General features: G+C 40.2%; 15 protein-coding genes. 11 read left to right on the forward strand and 4 right to left on the reverse strand.

The annotated features are described in order from the left end of the window. Window positions 1-5,530 (forward strand): LamG-like jellyroll fold domain-containing protein (locus BUW93_RS11680; protein ID WP_157893319.1); only part of this gene is annotated, 5,530 nt, incomplete at its 5' end. A 1-nt stretch (window position 5,531) separates the two neighbouring features. On the opposite strand, the gene rsmG is transcribed toward BUW93_RS11680, so the two are convergent. Beyond that, a complete protein-coding gene (rsmG, locus tag BUW93_RS11685; protein WP_081211889.1) occupies window positions 5,532-6,161 on the reverse strand; it encodes a 16S rRNA (guanine(527)-N(7))-methyltransferase RsmG in 630 nt (209 codons plus the stop codon). A gap of 109 nt (window positions 6,162-6,270) precedes the next feature. Here rsmG and BUW93_RS11690 point away from each other — a divergent pair, with 109 nt between their 5' ends. Next, window positions 6,271-7,377: a fatty acid desaturase family protein gene (locus BUW93_RS11690; RefSeq protein WP_081211890.1), complete on the forward strand. Its 1,107-nt coding sequence runs from the start codon at window positions 6,271-6,273 to the stop codon at window positions 7,375-7,377. Between the two features lie 21 nt (window positions 7,378-7,398). Beyond that, window positions 7,399-8,592: a pyridoxal phosphate-dependent aminotransferase gene (locus tag BUW93_RS11695; protein WP_081211891.1), complete on the forward strand. Its 1,194-nt coding sequence runs from the start codon at window positions 7,399-7,401 to the stop codon at window positions 8,590-8,592. Between the two features lie 61 nt (window positions 8,593-8,653). On the opposite strand, the gene BUW93_RS11700 is transcribed toward BUW93_RS11695, so the two are convergent. After that, window positions 8,654-10,150, reverse strand: coding sequence for a TrkH family potassium uptake protein (locus tag BUW93_RS11700; RefSeq protein ID WP_081211892.1), 1,497 nt, complete (start codon window positions 10,148-10,150; stop codon window positions 8,654-8,656). Further along, window positions 10,150-11,499 (reverse strand): Trk system potassium transporter TrkA, encoded by a 1,350-nt coding sequence (gene trkA, locus BUW93_RS11705; protein WP_081211893.1) that lies wholly within the window; start codon window positions 11,497-11,499, stop codon window positions 10,150-10,152. Before trkA ends, BUW93_RS11700 begins: the two co-directional genes overlap by 1 nt. Window positions 11,500-11,635: 136 nt before the next feature. Here trkA and ubiE point away from each other — a divergent pair, with 136 nt between their 5' ends. Continuing rightward, window positions 11,636-12,364 (forward strand): bifunctional demethylmenaquinone methyltransferase/2-methoxy-6-polyprenyl-1,4-benzoquinol methylase UbiE, encoded by a 729-nt coding sequence (gene ubiE, locus BUW93_RS11710; RefSeq protein WP_081211894.1) that lies wholly within the window; start codon window positions 11,636-11,638, stop codon window positions 12,362-12,364. A 4-nt stretch (window positions 12,365-12,368) separates the two neighbouring features. Then, complete coding sequence (porT, locus tag BUW93_RS11715) at window positions 12,369-13,076, forward strand: type IX secretion/gliding motility protein PorT/SprT (RefSeq protein ID WP_081211895.1); 708 nt, start codon at window positions 12,369-12,371, stop codon at window positions 13,074-13,076. A gap of 1 nt (window position 13,077) precedes the next feature. On the opposite strand, the gene BUW93_RS11720 is transcribed toward porT, so the two are convergent. Beyond that, window positions 13,078-13,803 carry a TrmH family RNA methyltransferase gene (locus BUW93_RS11720; protein WP_081211897.1) on the reverse strand — a complete coding sequence of 242 codons (726 nt, stop codon included), beginning with the start codon at window positions 13,801-13,803 and terminating at the stop codon, window positions 13,078-13,080. Between the two features lie 37 nt (window positions 13,804-13,840). Here BUW93_RS11720 and tamL point away from each other — a divergent pair, with 37 nt between their 5' ends. The 6 genes from tamL (at window position 13,841) to BUW93_RS11750 (ending at window position 22,448) form a co-directional block, all read left to right on the forward strand. Continuing rightward, complete coding sequence (gene tamL, locus BUW93_RS11725; RefSeq protein WP_081211899.1) at window positions 13,841-16,411, forward strand: translocation and assembly module lipoprotein TamL; 2,571 nt, start codon at window positions 13,841-13,843, stop codon at window positions 16,409-16,411. Window positions 16,412-16,455: 44 nt separating this feature from the next. Continuing rightward, the gene (gene fbaA / locus BUW93_RS11730) at window positions 16,456-17,523 is read left to right on the forward strand and encodes a class II fructose-bisphosphate aldolase (RefSeq protein ID WP_081211901.1); all 1,068 of its coding nucleotides are present in this window, start codon (window positions 16,456-16,458) and stop codon (window positions 17,521-17,523) included. Between the two features lie 112 nt (window positions 17,524-17,635). Next, window positions 17,636-18,493 (forward strand): acetyl-CoA carboxylase, carboxyltransferase subunit beta, encoded by an 858-nt coding sequence (accD, locus tag BUW93_RS11735; RefSeq protein ID WP_081211903.1) that lies wholly within the window; start codon window positions 17,636-17,638, stop codon window positions 18,491-18,493. Between the two features lie 97 nt (window positions 18,494-18,590). Continuing rightward, on the forward strand, window positions 18,591-18,860 hold the full coding sequence (gene rpsO / locus BUW93_RS11740; RefSeq protein ID WP_081211905.1) for a 30S ribosomal protein S15: 270 nt from the start codon (window positions 18,591-18,593) through the stop codon (window positions 18,858-18,860). 217 nt (window positions 18,861-19,077) lie between these two features. Then, window positions 19,078-21,312 (forward strand): polyribonucleotide nucleotidyltransferase, encoded by a 2,235-nt coding sequence (locus BUW93_RS11745; protein WP_081211906.1) that lies wholly within the window; start codon window positions 19,078-19,080, stop codon window positions 21,310-21,312. 272 nt (window positions 21,313-21,584) lie between these two features. Continuing rightward, on the forward strand, window positions 21,585-22,448 hold the full coding sequence (locus tag BUW93_RS11750; RefSeq protein WP_011708302.1) for a sigma-70 family RNA polymerase sigma factor: 864 nt from the start codon (window positions 21,585-21,587) through the stop codon (window positions 22,446-22,448). Window positions 22,449-22,635: the final 187 nt, after the last annotated feature.

The following is a 22,635-nucleotide window of genomic DNA, read 5'->3' on the forward strand; positions in this document are numbered from 1 at the left end:
GGTAGAAAATGATGCTCCGGCTACTTTTCCATTAGGGGAAACTACAGTAACCTGGACGGTCACCGATGATACAGGAAATACTGCTACTGCCACTCAAAAAATTACAGTTGAAGATAATGAGGCACCAACAATTACAGCTCCGGCTGATTTAGTTATAGATTCAGATCCTGGAAGCTGTGATGCTACCGATGTAAGCCTTGGAAACTCTACTACAAGTGATAATTGCGGAGTTGCTTCTGTAGAAAATGATGCTCCGGCTACTTTTCCTTTAGGGGAAACTACAGTAACCTGGACGGTTACCGATAATGCAGGAAATACCAATACTGCAGCTCAAATAATCACAGTTGAAGATAACGAAAAACCAACTGCCAGCAATCCAGCCCCAATAAACGTCCAGTGTGCAGCTGATGTTCCTGATCCTGATCCTTCAGTAGTCACCGATGAAGCAGACAATTGCACTACCAATCCTACGTTAGCTTTTGTTTCTGATTCAAGTGACGGCAACAATAATCCTGAAATAATTATAAGAACTTACAGCGTAACAGATGAAGCTGGAAACTCAATCGAGGTAACCCAGGAAATAACTGTTGATGACACCATAGATCCAACTGCCAGCAATCCAACCCCAATAAACGTCCAGTGTGCAGCCGATGTTCCTGATCCTGATCCTTCAGCAGTCACCGATGCAGCAGATAATTGTACTTCCAACCCAATCGTAGCTTTTGTTTCTGATTCAAGCGACGGCAATTTTAATCCGGAAATAATCACCAGAACTTATAGCCTAACCGATGAGGCTGGAAACTCTATTGAGCTAACTCAAAAAATAACCGTTAAAGATACACAGCCACCAACGATACCTGAATTACCAGACTTAACTTCCGAATGCCCCTTAACAGTTACCCCGCCTACAACGACTGATAATTGTGACGGGGCAATCACTGGAACAACGGGTCTTACCGAACTCACCTTTGATGCATCAGAGACAATTTATTGGTATTTTACAGATGCTTCAGGCAATAAGATTGGGCCTATTGAGCAGGAAGTAATTATTGATAATACTGTTGCACCTGTACCGGATATAACTACATTACCTAAAGAAACCATAAGCGGTTGCCAAATTTCAGGTATTTCAGAATTAACAATTCCCACAGCTACAGATGCGTGCGAAGGCACTATTTCTGGAACATTAAGCGAAGATTTTCAATTTCCATATTCTTTCTTTGGAACAAACAGTATTACCTGGGAATATATTGATAGTCAGGGCAACATATCAACACAAGAGCAGAAAATTGAGCTTGTACCTGAAACAATAGATGGCGGCACCATAGAGGGCACCTTTCTTTCTTCAACATTCCAGGACCAAATTGACATTTCTGCCTGCGGGGATGAAATTTCTATTGATCTGGAATTATCTGGGCAAATTGGAACAATTGTTCATTGGGAAAAATTTGCCGTAAATAGAGGTATCTGGGAAATAATAAACAATACAAGCAATTCTCATACAGCCAGTTTTGAAGAAGGCGGTTTGGAATCTACTTATTACCGAGCTTTGGTGGAAGTTGGAAGCTGCTCAGCATATTCTGAAAGTTTTTATGTAAGAGCATTACCCGCAGGGGATGCCCCAACAGTTACCAATTTAGATGATAGCGATAAATATTGTTTGGATGATGAGGTAAGCCTTCGAGCCACAAGTAATTATTCAGCCACTCAACCAGCAATACCATCAGACAAAGCCCCCGGAGATTTTAACCAGGGACAATTAAACACCCAGGATCCGGATTCATGGTTAGTTGATGGTGATCCAGGCGGTTTTACTGCCGGCGGAGACTCCAAAAAGGCAAGAAACTGGTCTGGTACAAACGATCATGAATTTGGTGATATCACTTACGATGGAGGTGATGGTAAATTTGCTATAGCTCAGGGAAATTTCTATGAAACCAAGAATAACGGAGATCCACTTTATGATGGAGATGTACCAACAACCTTAGAGAGTCCAATATTGGATTTATCGAATGCGGGGTCGGCAAGTTTAGATTTTGATCAGGCTTTTTACTTTGCAGATGGGGACATCGCACTAATTGAAGTATCCATTGATGGTGGAGAAACTTATTCTCTACTTAGGGAAATGCATGCTGCAGGTACCGGGGTTAAAAAGTGGTTTACAGCTGGAACTGCTGCATCGGTAAGTGGTTCAACAACTACCGAATATAATTTCAAAACAGATAACACCTCCATTTCTCTAGAAGATTATATTGGCGAAAGCAACGTAAGAATAAGATGGTCTTTTACAGGAACCAGCGATAAAAGTGTGTGGGCGATGGATAATATTTTTGTGAATAAAGAAGTACCTGTAGACACTGAGTTGGAATGGACTATTGGTATAGGTAATCCCGAGGAAGAACCTATAGAAACCGGGGAAACAAATGTTGATATAACTTTTACCCCTCAATCTCCGGGAATTCATCAATATGGAGGAACTGCCTTAATTAATGGCTGTAGAACCTATGGCGAAGAGGGTACAGATCTTATTGACATTTATGTATCTTATGCATATGCCGGGGAAGATATTAAATTTACAGAAGCAGAATGCGGACGGAATACGGTACAGTTAAATGCTTATGACAATACTATTTCAGCAAATGAAAACGCAGCAAAGGACGCGTATCCCTCCATACCTGAAGACTGTAAAACCTGTGATAATCCTGGAACTGGAGAGATAGGCACGTGGTCCTGGGCTGGTGCAACACCAACTTGCAAAGACGTATCTTTTTCAGATATTAATGATCCTAATGCAACTTTTACCGCTGGTCCGGGAACATATACTCTAACCTGGACCGTTGATGGATGTTCCAGTGATATGATCGTTACCATTAATGATTGTGACCAGGTTGATTTCGATGGAGTTGATGACCATGTAGACTTTAATGATAATTATAACTTAAGTGGAGACTTTAGTCTGGAGGTTTGGGTAAAACCAGAATCTAAAAATGGTCTTCAAACAATTTTTTCAAAAAGGGATGGAAATTTCTCAGATCCAGCAAAAGGTTATGATTTAAGAATTGAAGATGGCATAGTATCTTTTAATTGGGATAAATCGGGAACCATTGCTTCACCAGAAGAAATTAATACAAACCGTTGGTACCATATAGCGGTCACCCATTCCGCAGCCGGAGAATACAAACTTTACATCGATGGAGTTGAAGTTAAAGTAGATGGAGGTGGTTCACCTGGAGATAACGATTATAACGCCATCCTGGGTGCAATGGACGGCAATGAACCCGGCGACTCTTCAAATTATTTCAATGGGTGGATGGAAGAGCTAAGAATTTGGAATGCCGCACTCACACAAGATCAGATCCATCTAATGATGAATCAACGTATTAAAAAAGCTAATACCAATGAGGTTGAAGGTGAGGAAATTCCAATTCTTGTGGATAATCTCAAATGGGATGATTTGATTGGATATTATAGAATGGATGATATAGGATGTGGCAATATGAATTCTCATCAAGGAATTGGTGTCCACGGAAAACTTAAAAATATTACTTCTCCTCAGGAAAGAACTGCTCCCCTTCCCTACATAGCAGCACAAGCTGGGAACTGGTGGGACACAAATACCTGGAAGGAACCCCTGGTTTGGGATCCTCCAAGTAGTCCTGGAATAACCGGAGATACCATAGCTTGGAATATCGTAAGGCTAAACAATAAACTGGTTCATAATCCTGCCAGCACGAATAATTCTAAAAGCATAGACCTGCTTGCCCTTCTGGATGAAGGAGGCACATTGGATATGCAGGGAGCAAATAACACTTCCGGAAACGGGCTTACCATTACCCATTATTTCAAGTTAGACGGAATACTGGACCTTAACGGAGAATCTCAGCTTATCCAGTCTGAGGGTAGTGAGGTTTTAGGATCGGGGCATATTGAACGCGACCAACAGGGAACTGCCAGCAGTTTTAATTATAACTACTGGAGTTCTCCGGTTTTACCTTCCAATTCTTCAACATACACGGTTGCCGGAGTTATGTTCGACGGAACTGATTTAGGAACAAATAATTTCAAAAACATCAATTTTGGTGACCGCTATGCCCATGCCGACGGGCCATTAAGCTCCCCTATTAAGATCAGTAATTACTGGATCAATGCCTTCAGAAAAAGGCAGGCTAATGAATACAGCCAATGGGAAAGAATTGGCAGTAATCCTACAGATGCAGCATATTTCCTGAAACCCGGGGAAGGCTATACCATGAAAGGTACGTACTGGGTTTCGGTTAAACAGAATAAGCTACAGAACTACACCTTTAAAGGTTTCCCTAATAACGGGGATATCGAATTAACCGGAATAAGTGCTGATCAGAATTATCTAATTGGGAACCCATACCCGTCTGCAGTAAATGCTGTCAAGTTTATCGAAGGTCACCTTAAAAACACTAATCCCTCTATTGGTGGAAATGTTTTCAACGGAACCATTTATTACTGGGATCACTATTCAGGACAAACCCATTATCTCGAAAAATATGTAGGTGGTTATGCTGCCTTCAACCTTTCGGGTGGGCTTAGAGCTCTCTCCAACGATAACAGGATCAATTTTGAATCTGATGAAGAAGGAACAAAAACCCCGGGACCATATATTCCTGTAGGACAAGGTTTTTTCATCAATACCGCTTCCGGGGATTCAGATGCTCAAACCAACACCAATATTACCGGCGGGACGGTAAAATTTAAAAATGAATACCGGGTCTTTGCTTCGGAAGCAAACAAATCCCAAAGTCAATTTTTAAGTCCGGAAAGTCTTTCAAAACAAAAGGCGATCTCAGCAAATAAAATGCAAAAAGACAACAGGTACAAAATACGGCTTCAGTTTAATTCCCCAACAGGGTATATTCGTGAGCTCCTTGTTACCGCCGACAGGAAATCAACCAACGGGTATGACCTTGGCTATGATGCCCTGCTTTTGGATAATTCAGAAGAAGACATGTATTGGATGATAAATGAAGATGAATTTATAATCCAGGCGGTACCGCATTTTAATATGGACCAAGTCCTTCCTTTAGGATTAAAGATTGCTGAAGAAAGTGAATTCAGTATTAAAATAAAGGAATTGGAAAATATACCAAAAGGCATGAATATCTATCTAAAAGATAAAATTGATGATTCCTATTTCAACCTAACTCAAGCTGATTTTAAAGCCAGCCTTCCCCCGGAAATTCATAATGAAAGGTATGAGATTGTATTTAATAATGGTGAAGAGCCCGAGGAAGAAGTTGAACATGAGGAAGAATCAGCATTAACCATGGGATACTCCTACAATAGCCGGGAGTTACACATCAAAAATCCGGAAATGCTTGAAATACATAAATTGGTTATTTACAGTATTTCTGGCCAGGAAGTACACAGTTTTCTCGAAGTTCCAACTTCAAAATTAATAAGCCTCGAACTGGACAAACCGCTAAGCTCTGCTGTTTATGTAGTAAGAGCCTATACGAACAAAGGAATTATAGCCACCCAGGTAATTATAAAGCAGTAACTTATTTCTTATATTTCAAAGGAAGATGAACCACCTTTTTGGTCAGGAAAAATTCTTCCTCAAAATAATTTGGGAGTTCGTAGATTGTTGCTTTCGGAAAATCACGAAGTTCAACCGTCAAATCTCCACCTTTTAAATAGAGAATTCCGTTCTTTAATTCGTGATTGCTCTTTTTTGCTATCTTACCTTTTACCCAATGCACAAAAGTGGGCATCGCTGCAACAGCTCTACTAACAATAAAATCATATTCACCTGAAATCTCCTCTACCCTGGCGTTGGTTACCTTAACGTTCTCTAGCTCCAGCCCGGCAACTACTTCTTCAACAACCTTTATTTTTTTTCCGATAGAATCTACCAGGTGGAACTGGGTTTCAGGAAATAGTATCGCCAAAGGAATCCCGGGAAAGCCACCGCCTGTTCCCACATCCAGAATTTTGGAGCCGGGTTTAAAGCTTTGTACTTTCGCAATACCCAGGGAATGTAGCACGTGTCGCAGGTAAAGCTCGTCTATATCCTTTCGGGAAACCACATTTATTTTCAGGTTCCAATCCTTATATAATTCTTCTAATTTGGTGAATTTTAAAATCTGGTCTTCAGTTAAATGCGGGAAGTATTTCTTGATCAATTCCAAAATTTCATATTTTAAGGCAAAAATACATAATTTGAAATGGAAAAATTAACCTAATTAACAGACCTAACCACGAGAATATTTTAACTTTGGAACTTATTTATAATAATTAATGGAAAACATTCAAAATCAAATAAAATTCTCCCGGGTAGATTCTGCAAAATTCTTCAGGATTCTAAACAAAAGGGTGAATAATTATTTTAAAGAAAATAACCTAAGAAAAACAGGAAACTGGAAGCTTCACCTGAAAGCTATCGTCATGTTCTCCTTATTCTTAACTCCTTACTTTTTAATTCTCACTCTGGATATTTCCCAGTGGTGGATGCTTTTACTTACCGTAGTAATGGGAGCCGGAATGGCCGGAGTGGGCATGAATATTATGCACGACGGTAATCACGGTTCATATTCCACTAAAAAATGGGTGAATAAATTCATGGGTGGTACAATTTACGTGCTTGCCGGGAATGTTTATAACTGGCAGGTACAACATAATGTACTCCACCATACCTACACCAATATCCACGGGCACGATGAAGACCTGGATGCGGGAAGAATTATTCGTTTTTCTGAACATGCTGAATGGCGATGGTTTCACAAATTTCAACATTATTATTCCATTTTTCTCTATGGGTTATTAACCTTCAATTGGGCTTTAACCACCGATTTCAAGCAAACCAAAAACTACCTGAAACGTAAACTTTCTTACGGAAAAATGCCTAATCCGGTTACCCAATGGAGCATTATTGCGATTACAAAATTAATCTACGTTACTATCTGGATTGTCATTCCTATGCTCATTCTTTCGATTTCCTGGTGGAAGATCCTAATCGGATTTTTCGTGATGCATTACACCGCCGGTTTAATCTTAAGCATAGTATTTCAATTGGCCCACGTGGTAAAAGAGACCCAGATGCCCCTGCCGGATAAAACCGGAACTATGAAAAATACCTGGGCGATTCACCAGCTTTTTACTACGGTAAATTTCTCTACTAGAAACAAAATAGTGAACTGGTTTACAGGCGGCCTGAACCATCAGGTAGAACACCACATTTTTCCGAATATAAGTCATATTCACTATTCAAAACTTTCTAAAATAGTAAAAGAAACCGCTAAGGAGTGTAACCTTCCTTACAACGAATACAAAACCACACGCGCAGCTATAATTGCCCATTTTAAACATCTAAAAGAAATGGGAACAAAACCTGCAATTTCATTATAACTAATTTTAAGTCTTAAAAAAATGCAAGAACAACTTTCCGACAGGATTAATAACCTGGCAACCTCTCAAACTTTGGCTATGGCTGCAAAAGCGCGTGAACTTAAAGCTGAAGGTAAAGATATTATTGGACTAAGCCTGGGGGAACCGGATTTCAATACCCCCGACTTCATTAAGGAAGCTGCCATTCAGGCAATTAAGGATAATTACAATAGCTACACCCCGGTAGACGGTTATGTAGAGTTGAAAGACGCCATTATCAATAAATTCAAAAGGGATAACGACCTTACTTATGACAGGTCTCAGATCGTGGTTTCAACAGGTGCTAAACAGTCCCTGGCAAATGCAGCAATGGTCATCCTTAATCCTGGCGACGAGGTTATCCTACCCTGTCCTTATTGGGTGAGCTATGCTGAAATCGTTAAACTGGCTGAAGGCGTGCCGGTAGAAGTTCCAACCACCGTAGATACCGATTTCAAAATGACCCCGGAACAATTGGAGGCCGCTATTACTCCAAAAACAAAGATGATCTGGTACAGCTCCCCCTGTAACCCAAGTGGGATGGTATATAGCAAAGAAGAATTAAGAGCTCTTGCCGAGGTTCTGGTGAAACACCCTAACATAATTGTTGTTAGTGACGAAATCTACGAGCACATCAATTTCGTAGGGGATCACGCCTCTATGGCTCAATTTGAAGATATGTATGATCGGGTGATCACCGTTAATGGGGTTTCCAAAGCCTTCGCCATGACGGGTTGGAGAATTGGTTACATTGGCGCTCCGGCCTGGATCGCGCGTGCCTGTAACAAGATGCAGGGCCAGATTACCAGCGGTGCAAATTGTATTGCACAACGTGCCGTGATTACAGCTTTAGAAGCTCCTGTGAGCAAGATAAGCTATATGGTAGACACCTTTAAAAAGAGAAGAAAACTTATCATCGATTTGCTCAACGAGATTGAAGGTTTTAAAACCACTGAGCCGGAAGGTGCATTTTATGTTTTCCCGAATGTCTCTCATTTCTTCGGAAAAACCATTAAAGGTCATAAGATAGAAAATGCTACCGATTTTTCTATGTTCCTACTGGAAGAAGCTCTGGTAGCTACGGTCACCGGTGATGCCTTCGGAAATCCAGATTGTATTAGGATTTCTTATGCTGCCAGCGAACCCCAGATCGAAGAAGCCCTAAAACGCATCAAAAAGGTCTTAGCGGAAGCTTAATTTTTAAGTTTACTTTCGGAATAAATTTAAACCGGTTTGAACATTCAGATCGGTTTTTTTATTAGTGGTTACGCCAAAAGTACGGGGTTAAAATAATCAGGACGGTAAAGAGTTCCAGACGTCCAATCAACATTAAGAAGGCACTCCAGAATTTTCCAAAGACAGGTAGGATATCATAATTATTAACAGGGCCCAGGGCTCCCAAGGCAGGCCCAATATTTCCAAGAGAAGAAGCGGCCCCTCCTATGGCAGTCTCAAAATCCAGGCCCATCCCACCGAAAACTACCGACCCAATAATAAACGCCAGCATATAGAGAATAAAAAAACCAAGGATATTAAAAACGATATCATGGCTAACAGATTTTCCGTTGAAGCGTACCGGTAAAATAGCATTGGGATGCAGGCTGCGTTTAAATTCGGTCATCCCATTTCTAATCATAATGATATGGCGCATCACTTTTACCCCTCCCGCAGTAGATCCCGCTGATCCTCCGAGAAAGAACAAACCGAAGAAGACAACCGTTAAAAACGGCGTCCACATCGTATAATCGGCCGTAACGAAACCTGTTGTTGTAATAATAGCGATTACCTGAAACAGGGCATGTCTAAAAGCACTTTCGGCTTCTCCCCAAACCATGGGGTGGTCTATTTGAGAAAGACTTATGTCCGCTTCAAAATATATTAAAACAGAGGCCAGTATGGTAAATAATGCAATAAAGAGAATATACCATTTAAATTCGTCATCATGGAGCACCTTCTGAATCCGACCTTTAAAACTAAAATAACTGAGCACAAAATTACTACCCGCCAGGATCATGAATAAAATTATAATATACTGAATTAGCGGCTGATCATTCCAATAGGCCACACTAATATTCTTGGTTGAAAACCCCCCGGTAGACAGCGTACTTAAAGAATGATTAACAGCATCAAAGAAACTCATCCCGGCAAGCCTAAGCAGGATTGTTTCAGCCACGGTGTAGGATACGTAGATCAACCAAAGCCGTTTGGCGGTATCGGTAATTCGGGGTTTAAGCTTATCGGCATTTGGGCCGGGAGCTTCAGCGGCAAAAAGCTGCATACCCCCTATCCCTAAAAGAGGTAGAATTGCGATAGCCAGAACAATAATTCCCATCCCGCCTATCCAATGCGTTAAACTCCGCCAAAATAAAATTCCGTCGGGGATAGATTCAATATCATTTAAAATGGAGGCTCCGGTTGTGGTATAACCAGACATGGTTTCGAAAAAAGCATTATGAAACTGAGGAATTGCTTCACTTATTAAATAAGGCAGGGTTCCGCTAAGGGCCATAAAAATCCACCCGAAGGTTACAATTATATAACCTTCACGTTTTTTGACTTCCTTGCGATGCCCTTTTGTACTAAACATAAGGAATATACCTATAAATAAAGTAATTAAAGCAGCCGTAGAAATTTCAAGGGTAACTCCATCCTGGTAAAACCAACTTATTAAAACAGCCAATAACATAAAGGCTCCGTTACATAAAAGCAACAGTCCCATCACATGAAAAATGATCTGATAATTAAGCCTTGGCATTATAAAAAGAGTTTTTCAACTTTTTTAATAGATCGTGGGAGACAGCATACTACAATGCGGTCTCCGGCCTTGATCATGAAATCACCTAAAGCGATAATCCCTTCGCCATTTCTAATTATTCCTCCAATAATCGCTGAACGTGGAAAGTCAAGGTTTTTAATTCTTTTATCACAAACCTGGGAATTGGGTTTAACAATGAACTCGAGTAACTCGGCGTTCATATTGTTGATTTTAGTCATGGCCACTACTTCCCCTTTTCTTATATAACGGAAAATATTATTGGCGGCCAGGAGTTTTTTATTGATAAGGGTGTCGATTCCTATAGAGTGACTTAACTGGTAATAATCCATATTTTCTACCAGGGAAATTGTTTTTTTCACCATTTTAGATTTCGCTACCAGACAGGACATGATATTGGTTTCAGAATTTCCGGTTACGGCAATAAAAGCATCCATGTCGTAGATATTCTCTTCTTCCAGTAATTCTACATTACGACCATCACCATAGATAACCAGCGCCTTTGGGAGTTCGTCGGCCAGGTCATAAGCTTTGGTTTTATTTTGTTCAATTAGCTTAACATTAAAGTTTTGACTGCAGAGGTCACGGGCAGTTTTTTTTCCTATTTTACTGCCTCCTAAGATCATCACATTTTTGATATCCTGCTTTACCTTTCCTGCCAATTTATACAGGTTTTCTACCCCTTTTTTAAGGGTAACAAAATTCACCTGATCGCCTTCCCGAAATTCAGTATCTCCCCGGGGAATCAAGGTGTATTGAGTACCTAAGCGCTGAATAGCTATAGGCACAAAATTTAGCTCTGGGAAAATTGCAGCTGCTTCTTTAACAGTTTTACCTACAAAAAGTGCCTGGCGGGACAAGCTAAGACCAATCATAGTAAGCAAACCACCTTCAAATTCATAACTATCATTAAAAGCCGATTGATTTAAAAGCAACTCTATTTCCCGTGCTGCAATGGCTTCAGGAGAAATAAGTTCATCTATTCCTAATTTAGCAAAGCCTATCTCCTCTTTATTATGAAGAAATTCGGTATTGGAAATTCTGGCTATAGTTCTTTTAGCCCCCAGTTGTTTAGCTAAAACACAGGCCGTTATATTTGTTGCTTCGCTGGAAGTAACCCCTATCAGCATATCAACATGCTTCACATGAGCTTCTTTTAAAATACCAATAGAAGTCGCATCCCCTTTAATGGTTCGAATATCCAGATGCGTATCAGCATAAATTAAATTATCCCGGTTAGTGTCTATCAGGGTAATATCCTGGGATTCAAAGGAAAGTAATTTTGCCAAATGAAAGCCTACTTCTCCCGCTCCGGCGATAATTATCTTCATATAACTGCTTGAAATTGTAAGGAAAAGCAAATGTACGTTATTTTCCACAATCCAAAAATCTAAGCAGCTTCAACAAATTGAGAATCTGTAAGACACAGTTTCCCGATAAGACTTATCTTTGGCAAAAATTTATTGCATGAGCAAAAAGGTTACCCCATACCGCGATTCAAAACTTAATAAAAAGAAACAAGTTGAACAGATGTTCGATAATATCTCGGGAAATTACGACGGACTTAATCGTGTGATTTCTTTTGGGACAGATGTTAAATGGAGGAAAAAAGTAATAGCACTGGTAGCCGCTCAAAATCCTGATAGCATTCTGGATATTGCAACCGGCACCGGAGATCTGGCTATCCAAATGGCTTCTATTAAAGCTGAAAGAATAGTAGGTTTAGATCTTTCTGAAGGTATGCTGAAGGTAGGCCGAAGAAAAATCACCGCTAAAAATCTTGACAACAGGATAGAGATGATCCAGGGTGACTCTGAAGCGCTACCCTTTGATGACAACACTTTTGATGCCATTACCGTCGCTTTTGGAGTAAGAAATTTTGAAACCCTTGAGAAGGGGTTGGCTGAAATTTACAGAGTCCTAAAACCGGGAGGCCTATTTATAGTTCTTGAAACCTCTGTTCCTACGAAATTTCCTTTTAAACAGGGCTATAAATTTTATTCGGGTTACGTGCTTCCATTAATAGGAAAAGCTTTTTCTAAAGACAAAGATGCCTATTCCTATTTAAGTGAAAGCGCCGCCTCTTTCCCTTATGGCGAAAACTTCAACAATATTTTGAAGAAAATAGGGTTTACTAATGTAGAACACCAACCTCAAACTTTTGGGGTGGCAACCATTTATAAGGGTTCAAAATAAAACTATGAGAAGATTTTTTCTGCTAGCCTTTTTCCTGCTGTCTTTTTCCCTTTCCCACGCCCAGCTATTTTCCGGGGAAAAGATTATGAACAAAGAAAATTTTGATCGGCAGCGCTGGTCCTGGGGATATTTTCTGGGCCTTAATTCTTACGATTTCAAATTTAAATATGAAGAATACGACCCCAGCCCCACTAGCGGAAAAGACCGCCTCGTTGAAACCAACATGGGCTTTAACGTTGGTCTGGTAGGGAATCTTAGACTATCCAACAACCTCGATCTCCGGCTTGAACCGGGGGTTAGTTTCAATACCAGAGGCTTCCAGGTTACCCACGCAGATCCCGACACCTACCGGGAAATAAATGCCACTTACGTTCATATCCCCCTTTTACTTAAATTTTCTACCGATAGGCTTAACAACTTTAAACCCTTTGTGGTGGGCGGACTCTCCACTTCTATTAACCTCTCGAGCAACGAAAACAACCCTGATGATAATTATGCCGGGCAATTCAGGATGACTACAAATTCCTATTATTACGAAATTGGGTTTGGGATAGACCTGTACTTGTATTATTTTAAGTTTTCACCCTCCATTAGAGGGGTGTTTGCCATTAACGACGAGCTAATAAGAGATAATACCGCCAACAGCCTGTACACTGGTAATATTGAAAAAATGTCAACCCGGGCCGTTTTTCTAAATTTTACTTTTCAGTAGATTACCTGCGCTTAAACTCACTTAAAAGAATTGCGGTTGCGGTAGCCACATTAAGACTTTCTGTTTGAGGGGTGTCGCCAAACCGGGGAATTCCTACCCGCTGGGTGATTAGCCTCTCTATCTTTTCTGAAATACCGTTAGCTTCATTTCCCATGACCAATACCCCTTCAGCAGGAAGCGTTTTCTCGTAAATATTTTCACCATCCATAAATGCACCAAAAACGGGGAGATTTTCATACTTCCCAATAAATTCAGCAAGATCTCTATAGACCACTTCTACTCTGGTTAGGGATCCCATGCTTGCCTGCACTACTTTCGGATTAAAAGAGTCGGCAGTATCCGGAGAACAAATCAGGTCTTGAATTCCGAACCAATCACATAATCGAATTATTGTTCCCAAATTACCGGGATCTCTCACCCCATCCAAGGCAACTACCAGACCCTTGGGAAGAAATGCTTCCTGTTTTGGAATTCTAAAAATTGCCAGCGCGGTTTGAGGGGTTTTTAGTTGGCTTATTTTCTTAAGATCGGCCTCTGAAATAATTTCGGTTTGTGAAGTTGGAGCAATAAACCAGTCTTCGGTTGTGTAAAGTTTTTCCAAAGGAAACCGGGACGAAAGAAATTCCTGAATACTTTTTTTTCCTTCCACTATAAACATCGCATTTTTAAGACGATACTTTTTTTGAGTAAGACTTCTTATTAACTTAATTTGGCTTTTACTAACCATACAAAAAATGTATTTTTGATTTCTTAAAAACGACTGTTTGAACCGGTTTCTCGCAAAAATATCATTATTTTTCTTATTCCTGTCCTTATTAATTTCCTGTAACGCTGTTAAACGCGTAGAGAATGACCAGGCATTGTTAACAGAAAACGCCGTGTTCCTCGATGGAAAAAAAATTAATGATAACCAAATCTACAATCAGCTTTACCAGGAGCCTAACACCAAATTGCTGGGAGTCCCAATACGACTGCATTTTTATAATCTTGCACGACCGGATATAGATTCAATCCTTACCCGAAAATATCTGGACAACCCCAAAAAGAAAAAGTTTTTAGTAGATATTCTTTCCTACAAACAATTTGAAAAATTCCTGTATACCAGGAAGAATTTTAACGAATGGATAAAGAAGACCGGAGAAGCTCCGGTTATAGTAAGCAAGGAAGAAACCGAAAAATCGGTTAGACGCTTAAACTCCTGGTATTGGAATCACGGGTGGTTTAATGTGGAGACAGATTATAAGATAATCCCATCGGAAGAAAAAAAGAAACGGGCAAGTGTAGAATATTATGTAAAGACCCACACTCCTTATATTGTAGATTCCATAAGCAAAAGAATAGCTTCTGAAGTAATAGATTCCCTTTACGATGCTAACGCCCAGGATTCCCACATAAAGGAAGATATACAATACAAAACTCTTGATTACAATGATGAAAGAGACAGACTTACCCGGCTTTTTAGAAATAATGGAGTTTACAACTTTGATCAGGAGTTTATAAGTTTTGAGGCTGACACCGTAGGTACCAATTACAAAGTTAATACGACGGTAATTATAAAGAATAGGCCTGCGAGCGAAGACGACACTACTTCAAGGGTCCCATTTAAAATTCATGATGTAACCAAAGTGAATGTCTTTACCGATTACACGTATGCTAATAGATCAAAACCCGTTACAGACAGCATTCAGCACGAAGGATACAATATTTATAGTTTTGGAGATCAACGTTATAAACCCGAAGCTATTACCGATGCTATTTTTATAAGACCGGGAAATACCTACAGCGATATTGCACGCACGCGTACTTACAACAGAATTAATTCGCTCAGAAATTTCAAATATCCTACCATTAGATACACACCAGATCCTGAAGACAGTACCCGCACCGACCTGGTAGCAAATATTTTTCTTACCCCACAGCAAAAATATTCACTGGGCTTCGATTTTGAAATCTCACAAAGCAACATTCAGGAATTTGGGATTGGCTTTGGGGGCTCCCTTTTAATAAGAAATGTGTTTCGAGGCGCTGAAAACCTGGAGATTTCAGGAAGGGGTAGCATTGGCTCCTCAACCGATGCGGCGGCTAGCAGTGATAAAGACCGGTTTTTTGATATTTCTGAAATTGGAGCCGATCTCAAACTCAGCTTCCCCAGAATATTTCTTCCCGTTAACACCGAACGTATTATCCCGAAGTACATGTCTCCCTTCACCACCCTGAGTTTGGGAGTGAGTACCCAATCCAATATAGGGTTGGACAAACGAAATCTTTCTGGTGCAATGGAGTATCGCTGGACGCCTTCGCGCCAATTATCCAATAGGCTGGACCTTCTCAATATTCAATATGTAAGAAATTTGAATACTGACAATTATTTTAATGTATACAGAAATTCTTATAGCGAGTTAAATGAGATCGTTCAATCCCCTAATGTGGTTACCAGCCCTGATTATTTGGATGATGAAGGTCTCTTAACTATACCCCAGGGCGCAGAAAATTTCCTTGAAGATATTGATGCCGAGGAAGGACCTACCACAGGATTAAATTCAGAGCAGCGCCAGATAGCTAATTATGTAAAGGAGAGAAAAAACCGCTTAACTGAAAACAACTTGATTTTCGCAACTAACTTTACTTATTTATGGAATACCAAAGAAAATCTGTACGACCAGGAGTTTACCAGGTTCAGGTTTAAATTAGAGACTGCGGGCAATTTTTTATCGGCCGTTTCCAGTTTGGCGGGACTGGAGAAAAATGCCAATGGCAATTACAAAATTCTGGGTGTAAATTTTTCCCAATATGCCAAGACCGAAATAGATTTTATTAAACACTGGGATTTTGGTCAGGAAAAAATTTTTGCAGTGCGGGCATTTGGCGGCATTGCAATTCCTTATGGAAATGCGAACAGCATCCCCTTCGCCCGCAGCTTTTTTGCAGGAGGTCCTAACGATAACCGCGCCTGGCAGGCCTATGACCTTGGCCCGGGCAGCACGGGCGGACGCAACGAATTTAACGAGGCAAACATGAAACTTGCCTTAAACCTGGAATACCGGTATAATCTTTTTGGCTCTTTACATTCGGCCGTTTTTATTGATGTTGGGAATATTTGGAATGTACTGGATATTGTTGAAAATGAAGAGGCCACATTTACCTCATTTTCCGATCTTAAAAATATAGCTGTTGGCTCCGGTTTTGGATTGAGGTATGACTTTAACTTTTTTGTTTTAAGATTCGATATAGGTTTTAAAACCTACGACCCCGCCCGCGAAGAAGGAAATCGCTGGTTTAAAGATTATAACTTCAACCATGCGGTTTATAATGTGGGTATCAATTATCCTTTCTAAGCCATTTAATTTTCTTATTTTTGTAAGCCAAATTCAAATAAATTATGAGTCACAATATTAAACCCGGCGTAGCCACAGGAAAAGAAGTTCAGGAAATATTTAAACTTGCCAAGGAAAAAGGTTTTGCCCTTCCCGCGGTAAATGTTATAGGTTCCAGCAGTATCAATGCTGTCTTGGAAACCGCTGCAGAATTAAACTCCCCCGTTATCATTCAGTTTTCAAATGGAGGAGCTCAATTCAATGCAGGAAAAGGATTATCTAACGAAAATGAAAAGGCCGCCATCGCAGGGGGTGTGGCAGGTGCCAAGCACGTTCACGAACTCGCAGAATTATATGGAGTTCCGGTTATAATGCACACCGACCACTGTGCCAAAAAATTACTTCCCTGGATAGATGGGCTTCTTGATGCCAGTGAAAAACACTACGAACAATTCGGGAAACCTTTATATAGCTCACATATGATAGATCTTTCAGAAGAATCTCTGGAAGAAAATATGGAAATAAGCAAGAAATACCTTGAAAGAATGAGCAAAATGGGAATGACCCTGGAGATAGAGCTTGGAATTACCGGTGGTGAGGAAGACGGAGTTGACAACACCGATGTGGATTCATCAAAATTATATACCCAGCCTGAAGAAGTAGCCTATGCTTATGAAGAGCTAAGCAAGGTTAGCGATCAGTTTACTATTGCTGCTGCATTCGGAAATGTACACGGAGTTTATAAACCAGGAAATGTAAAACTTACTCCTAAAATCCTTAAAAACTCACAGGAATATATCACCAAAAAATACTCCGTGGGAGAAAATCACATCGATTTTGTATTCCATGGTGGTAGTGGTTCTACCGTAGAAGAAATTAGAGAAGCAATTGGTTACGGAGTTATCAAAATGAATATCGACACCGACCTTCAATATGCGTACCTGGAAGGAATACGTGATTATATGGGTACCAACAAAGACTATCTTGCTACTCAAATAGGTAATCCTGAAGGAGATGATGTTCCGAACAAAAAATATTACGACCCCAGAAAATGGGTTCGTGAAGGTGAGCTCACTTTCAAAGCTCGTCTAAAAAAGGCATTTGAAGACCTGAATAACGTAAATACCCTATAGATTAAAATGCAAAAACAGCTGGAATTTTATTATTTCAGCTGTTTTTATTTAAAATAAACCCTCAGTCTCCGGAGTAGTTCCGGAAGAGTTCAATCCCTGAAACCTGAAACAAATGGCTTGGTTTAAAAGAACACAAAAAGGAATTCAAACCCCTACCGAACACAAAAAAGATGTTCCAAAAGGTTTATGGTATAAATCTCCAACAGGAAAGATCGTAGATGCCGAACAATTGGAAAGCAATTTCTATGTTAGTCCTGAAGATGGTTACCACGTAAGGATAGGAAGTAAGGAATATTTCAAGATCCTTTTTGATGATAATGAGTTCAAGGAACTCGATAAAAACATGACCTCTAAAGATCCACTGGAATTTAAGGACACCAAGAAATATACCGACAGATTAAAAGCTGCCGAAGATAAAACCGGCTTGAAAGACGCCGTTCGTACGGCGGTAGGAAAATCTAAAGGAAAAGATCTGGTAATAGCCTGTATGGACTTTAGTTTTATTGGGGGATCAATGGGCTCTGTGGTAGGAGAAAAAATTGCCCGGGGAGCCGATTACGCGCTGAAGAACAAGATTCCTTTTATGATTATTTCAAAATCGGGAGGCGCCCGAATGATGGAGGCAGCATTATCCTTAATGCAATTGGCAAAAACTTCAGTAAAACTTGCGCAACTTGCCGAGGCAAAAATCCCATACATCTCATTATGCACCGATCCAACTACGGGAGGAACAACTGCTTCCTTTGCAATGCTTGGCGATATTAATATCTCGGAGCCCGGTGCACTTATAGGTTTTGCGGGGCCCCGGGTAGTAAAAGACACTACTGGAAAAGATCTTCCCGATGACTTTCAAACTGCTGAATTCGTTAAAGAACATGGTTTCCTGGATTTCATTGTAAAACGTTCAGAGCTTAAGAATAAAGTGAATTTATACCTGGATCTCATTCAAAATCAACCAGTAAGAAAATAAATAAGAGTTTTAAAGAACTTTATCTTAAGAAAATAGTATATTTGCCGCTTGACAGAAAAACTGTCAGTACATAAAAATCATTTAAATAAATATTGGAATGTATTTAGCAAAAGAAAAAAAGCAGGAGATCTTTGAAAAGCACGGAAAAGGTAAGAATGACACCGGTTCTACTGAAGGTCAAATCGCATTGTTTACTTACAGAATTTCTCACCTTTCAGAACACCTTAAAAAGAACCGTCAGGATTACAACACCGAACGTTCTCTTGTAAGGCTGGTTGGTAAAAGAAGAAGTTTGCTTGATTACCTGATGAAGAAGGATATTATGAGATATCGTGCTATCGTTAAGGAATTAGGATTAAGAAAATAAATTTCGAGGGGGCTTTACGCCCCCTTTTTTTATATAGAAGCAATTTGTAAATTGCCTTAAATTGTCACCCTGTAGCTCCAAAATTGTCCGGAGCGAAAGGTAGTTTTTCATTGGTCTGCAACAACTACACACAACAACACAACCAGACCGTCCTGAAAGACGGAGACCATTGTTTAACACAGGCCCTAAGACTACGGCCTGATTTGAAATTTTTATTATGATTCCACAAACATTTAAAGAGGTTATCGATCTTGGAGATGGAAGAGAGATCTCGATCGAAACCGGAAAATTAGCAAAACAAGCCCACGGGTCGGTTGTTGTGCAAATGGGCAAAGCCATGCTGCTGTGTACCGTTGTTTCTTCTTACAAAGAAAGCACTATGGATTTCTTCCCTTTAACCGTAGATTACCGTGAGAAATTTGCTGCTGCCGGGCGTTACCCTGGAGGTTTTTTCAAAAGAGAAGCAAGACCAAGTGATGGTGAAGTTTTAACAATGAGAATTGTAGACCGGGTGCTACGTCCATTATTCCCATCAGATTATAGAACTGAGACTCAGGTGATGATCCAGTTGATGTCTCACGACGAAGAAGTTATGCCAGATGCTTTGGCAGGATTGGCCGCTTCTGCAGCAATTCAACTTTCAGACATTCCTTTTGAAACCGCTATTTCTGAAGCCCGTGTGGCCAGAATTGATGGTGAATTCGTGATAAATCCAAGCCGCAGCCAATTACAGGATTCAGACATCGATATGATTATTGGTGCATCTGCCGATTCTGTGATGATGGTAGAAGGCGAGATGAAAGAAATTTCAGAAGAAGAGATGGCTGAAGCCATTCAATTCGCTCACGAACACATTAAAAAACAAATAGACGCTCAATTACGTCTTGCAGAAGCTTTTGGTAAAAAACCAGTTAGGGAATATCCAACTGCTGAAGAAAAAGAAGATATCGAGAAAAAAGTTCGCGATGCGGCTTACGATAAAATTTACGAGATTGCTAAAGGCGGTCACGGTAAAAAGGAACGCAGCGAAGCTTTTTCAGCAGTAAAAGAAGAAGTTTTAGCTTTATTTTCTGAAGAAGAATTGGAGGAAAATGAAAAGCTAATCAAAAAATATTATAGCAAAACCGAAAAGGAAGCGGTAAGAGAACTTACCCTTGCTGAAGGGGTGAGATTGGACGGAAGAAAAACCGACGAGATCAGACCTATTTGGTGTGAAATCGATTATTTACCATCGGTACACGGTTCGGCTATCTTCACCCGTGGGGAAACTCAGGCATTGGCAACCGTAACTTTGGGAACTTCCAGAGAAGCGAATACTATAGATATGCCAACTCACCAGGGAGAAGAAAAATTCTACCTGCATTATAACTTCCCTCCTTTCTGTACAGGTGAAGCTTATCCAATTAGAGGTACTTCAAGACGTGAGATTGGACACGGAAACCTTGCACAACGTGCATTAAAAGGAATGATTCCTGAAAACAATCCATATACAGTAAGAATTGTTTCAGAAGTTTTGGAATCTAATGGTTCCTCTTCTATGGCTACTGTTTGTGCAGGAACAATGGCATTGATGGACGCAGGTATCCAAATGAAGAAACCGGTGTCGGGTATCGCAATGGGATTAATCTCTGACGGGGAACGCCACGCTGTACTTTCAGATATTCTTGGAGATGAAGATCATCTTGGAGATATGGACTTTAAAGTAACCGGAACGGCTGACGGGATAACCGCCTGCCAAATGGACATTAAAGTAAAAGGACTTCCTTACGAGATTTTAGTAAAAGCGCTAAAACAAGCCCGTGCAGGAAGATTGCATATTCTTGAGAAACTTACAGATACTATTGCTGCTCCTAGTGAAAATGTTAAAGCCTACGCTCCAAAAATTATCACCAGAAGAATTCCGAATGAATTTATTGGTGCCTTAATTGGACCTGGAGGAAAAGTTATCCAGGAACTTCAGAAAACTACGGGAACCGAGATCGTAATCAATGAAGATCCTGAAACCGAAGAAGGAATTGTTGAAATTCTGGGAACTGATCAGGATGGTATCGATAAGGTGCTTGCCAAAATTGATTCGGTTACTTTTAAGCCTGAAAAAGGAGCTACTTATAAAGTAAAAGTGATTAAAGTCCTTGATTTTGGAGCTGTGGTAGAATATCTTGATGCCCCAGGTAACGAGGTATTACTTCACATTTCTGAACTGGCCTGGGAACGCACCGACAACGTAAAAGATATTGTAAATCTGGGTGACGTAATTGAAGTGAAATACTTTGGTGTAGATCCTAAAACCCGCAAGGAAAAAGTTTCAAGAAAAGCTTTGCTTGAAAAACCTGAAGGTTACCAGGCTCGTCCGACAAGAGATAATAATCGCGATAATCGCGGGTCCCGGGACAACCGAGGCCGTGATGACCGCAGAGGTAGAGACAACAGAGATCGTAGAAATAACGATTAATTAAGTCTAAATTTATATCCTAAAATGCCCTGAAATAATTTTCAGGGCATTTTTTTATCCTTTTTTTTAAATAAAATAACTATTAAACCTGCGTTAGGGATTGCAGTGGAAAGCCCACAGCGACCGGAGGGAGCGCGGACTTGAACGGAAAGCCCGACCCACAGGGGAACGCCCAAATAAAATTTATTAAGGTTCTTTGTAACATTTCGACTACTCTCTGCGTATAAACTAATACAAGAGCTATTCACAATTAAAATCCAAGGAGACGATAGATGAGACAACTTAAGATTACGAAGCAGGTAACAAACCGTGAAACTGCTTCGCTGGATAAGTATTTGCAAGAAATTGGTAAAGTTGATTTGATTACTGCCGATGAAGAGGTAGAATTAGCACAACGAATTAAAGCGGGTGATGACCGTGCCTTGGAGAAACTAACAAAAGCGAATCTTCGTTTTGTGGTATCTGTGGCAAAACAATATCAAAATCAGGGCTTAACCCTACCCGACCTTATTAACGAAGGAAATTTAGGTTTAATTAAGGCTGCGAAACGTTTTGACGAAACCCGTGGTTTTAAATTTATTTCTTACGCTGTTTGGTGGATTCGTCAGTCCATTCTTCAGGCACTGGCCGAGCAATCACGTATTGTACGTTTGCCATTGAATAAAATTGGATCTATTAATAAGATCAACAAAACTTTTGCTTTCTTAGAGCAATCACATGAGCGCCCACCAAGTGCTGAAGAAATCGCGAAAGAGCTGGACATGACGATAAATGATGTGAAGGAATCTATGAAGAATTCTGGCCGTCACGTCTCTATGGATGCTCCTTTGGTAGAAGGTGAAGATTCTAACCTTTACGATGTATTGCGTTCGGGAGAATCTCCAAATCCTGATAAAGAGCTTCTTCACGAATCTTTAAGAACAGAAATCGAGCGTGCTTTAGAAACCTTAACTCCGCGTGAAGCCGATGTTATTCGTTTGTATTTCGGTTTAGGAGACCAGCACCCAATGACGCTGGAAGAAATTGGCGAGACTTTTGATCTTACACGCGAAAGAGTTAGACAAATTAAAGAAAAGGCGATTAGAAGGCTGAAACATACCTCAAGAAGTAAGATCCTGAAAACCTATTTAGGATAAGATATTTAAGATGACAACAGTTAATTCCGGCTGATTACCGGATAACATATAACTGTTCGTTTTTTGATTGATGAATGACCCCGGCCTGATGAACCGGGGTTTTTTTATGTATAACAACCAGAATAAATCTCGATTACCACCGGGAATTCTGCCACTTGCACCCGGTAAATTAACCTATTAACTTTCC

Origin of the sequence: Salegentibacter sediminis, from assembly GCF_002078605.1 — a bacterium.
Classification (GTDB): Bacteria; Bacteroidota; Bacteroidia; order Flavobacteriales; family Flavobacteriaceae; genus Salegentibacter; species Salegentibacter sediminis.

Bases quoted from the DNA above. Each gene is read 5' to 3' on its own strand.
- BUW93_RS11690 (WP_081211890.1), top strand. From the start codon at position 6,271: ATGGAAAACATTCAAAATCAAATAAAATTCTCCCGGGTAGATTCTGCA.
- BUW93_RS11695 (WP_081211891.1), top strand. From the start codon at position 7,399: ATGCAAGAACAACTTTCCGACAGGATTAATAACCTGGCAACCTCTCAA.
- BUW93_RS11700 (WP_081211892.1), bottom strand. From the start codon at position 10,150: ATGCCAAGGCTTAATTATCAGATCATTTTTCATGTGATGGGACTGTTG.
- trkA (WP_081211893.1), bottom strand. From the start codon at position 11,499: ATGAAGATAATTATCGCCGGAGCGGGAGAAGTAGGCTTTCATTTGGCA.
- ubiE (WP_081211894.1), top strand. From the start codon at position 11,636: ATGAGCAAAAAGGTTACCCCATACCGCGATTCAAAACTTAATAAAAAG.
- porT (WP_081211895.1), top strand. From the start codon at position 12,369: ATGAGAAGATTTTTTCTGCTAGCCTTTTTCCTGCTGTCTTTTTCCCTT.
- BUW93_RS11720 (WP_081211897.1), bottom strand. From the start codon at position 13,803: ATGGTTAGTAAAAGCCAAATTAAGTTAATAAGAAGTCTTACTCAAAAA.
- fbaA (WP_081211901.1), top strand. From the start codon at position 16,456: ATGAGTCACAATATTAAACCCGGCGTAGCCACAGGAAAAGAAGTTCAG.
- accD (WP_081211903.1), top strand. From the start codon at position 17,636: ATGGCTTGGTTTAAAAGAACACAAAAAGGAATTCAAACCCCTACCGAA.
- rpsO (WP_081211905.1), top strand. From the start codon at position 18,591: ATGTATTTAGCAAAAGAAAAAAAGCAGGAGATCTTTGAAAAGCACGGA.
- BUW93_RS11745 (WP_081211906.1), top strand. From the start codon at position 19,078: ATGATTCCACAAACATTTAAAGAGGTTATCGATCTTGGAGATGGAAGA.
- BUW93_RS11750 (WP_011708302.1), top strand. From the start codon at position 21,585: ATGAGACAACTTAAGATTACGAAGCAGGTAACAAACCGTGAAACTGCT.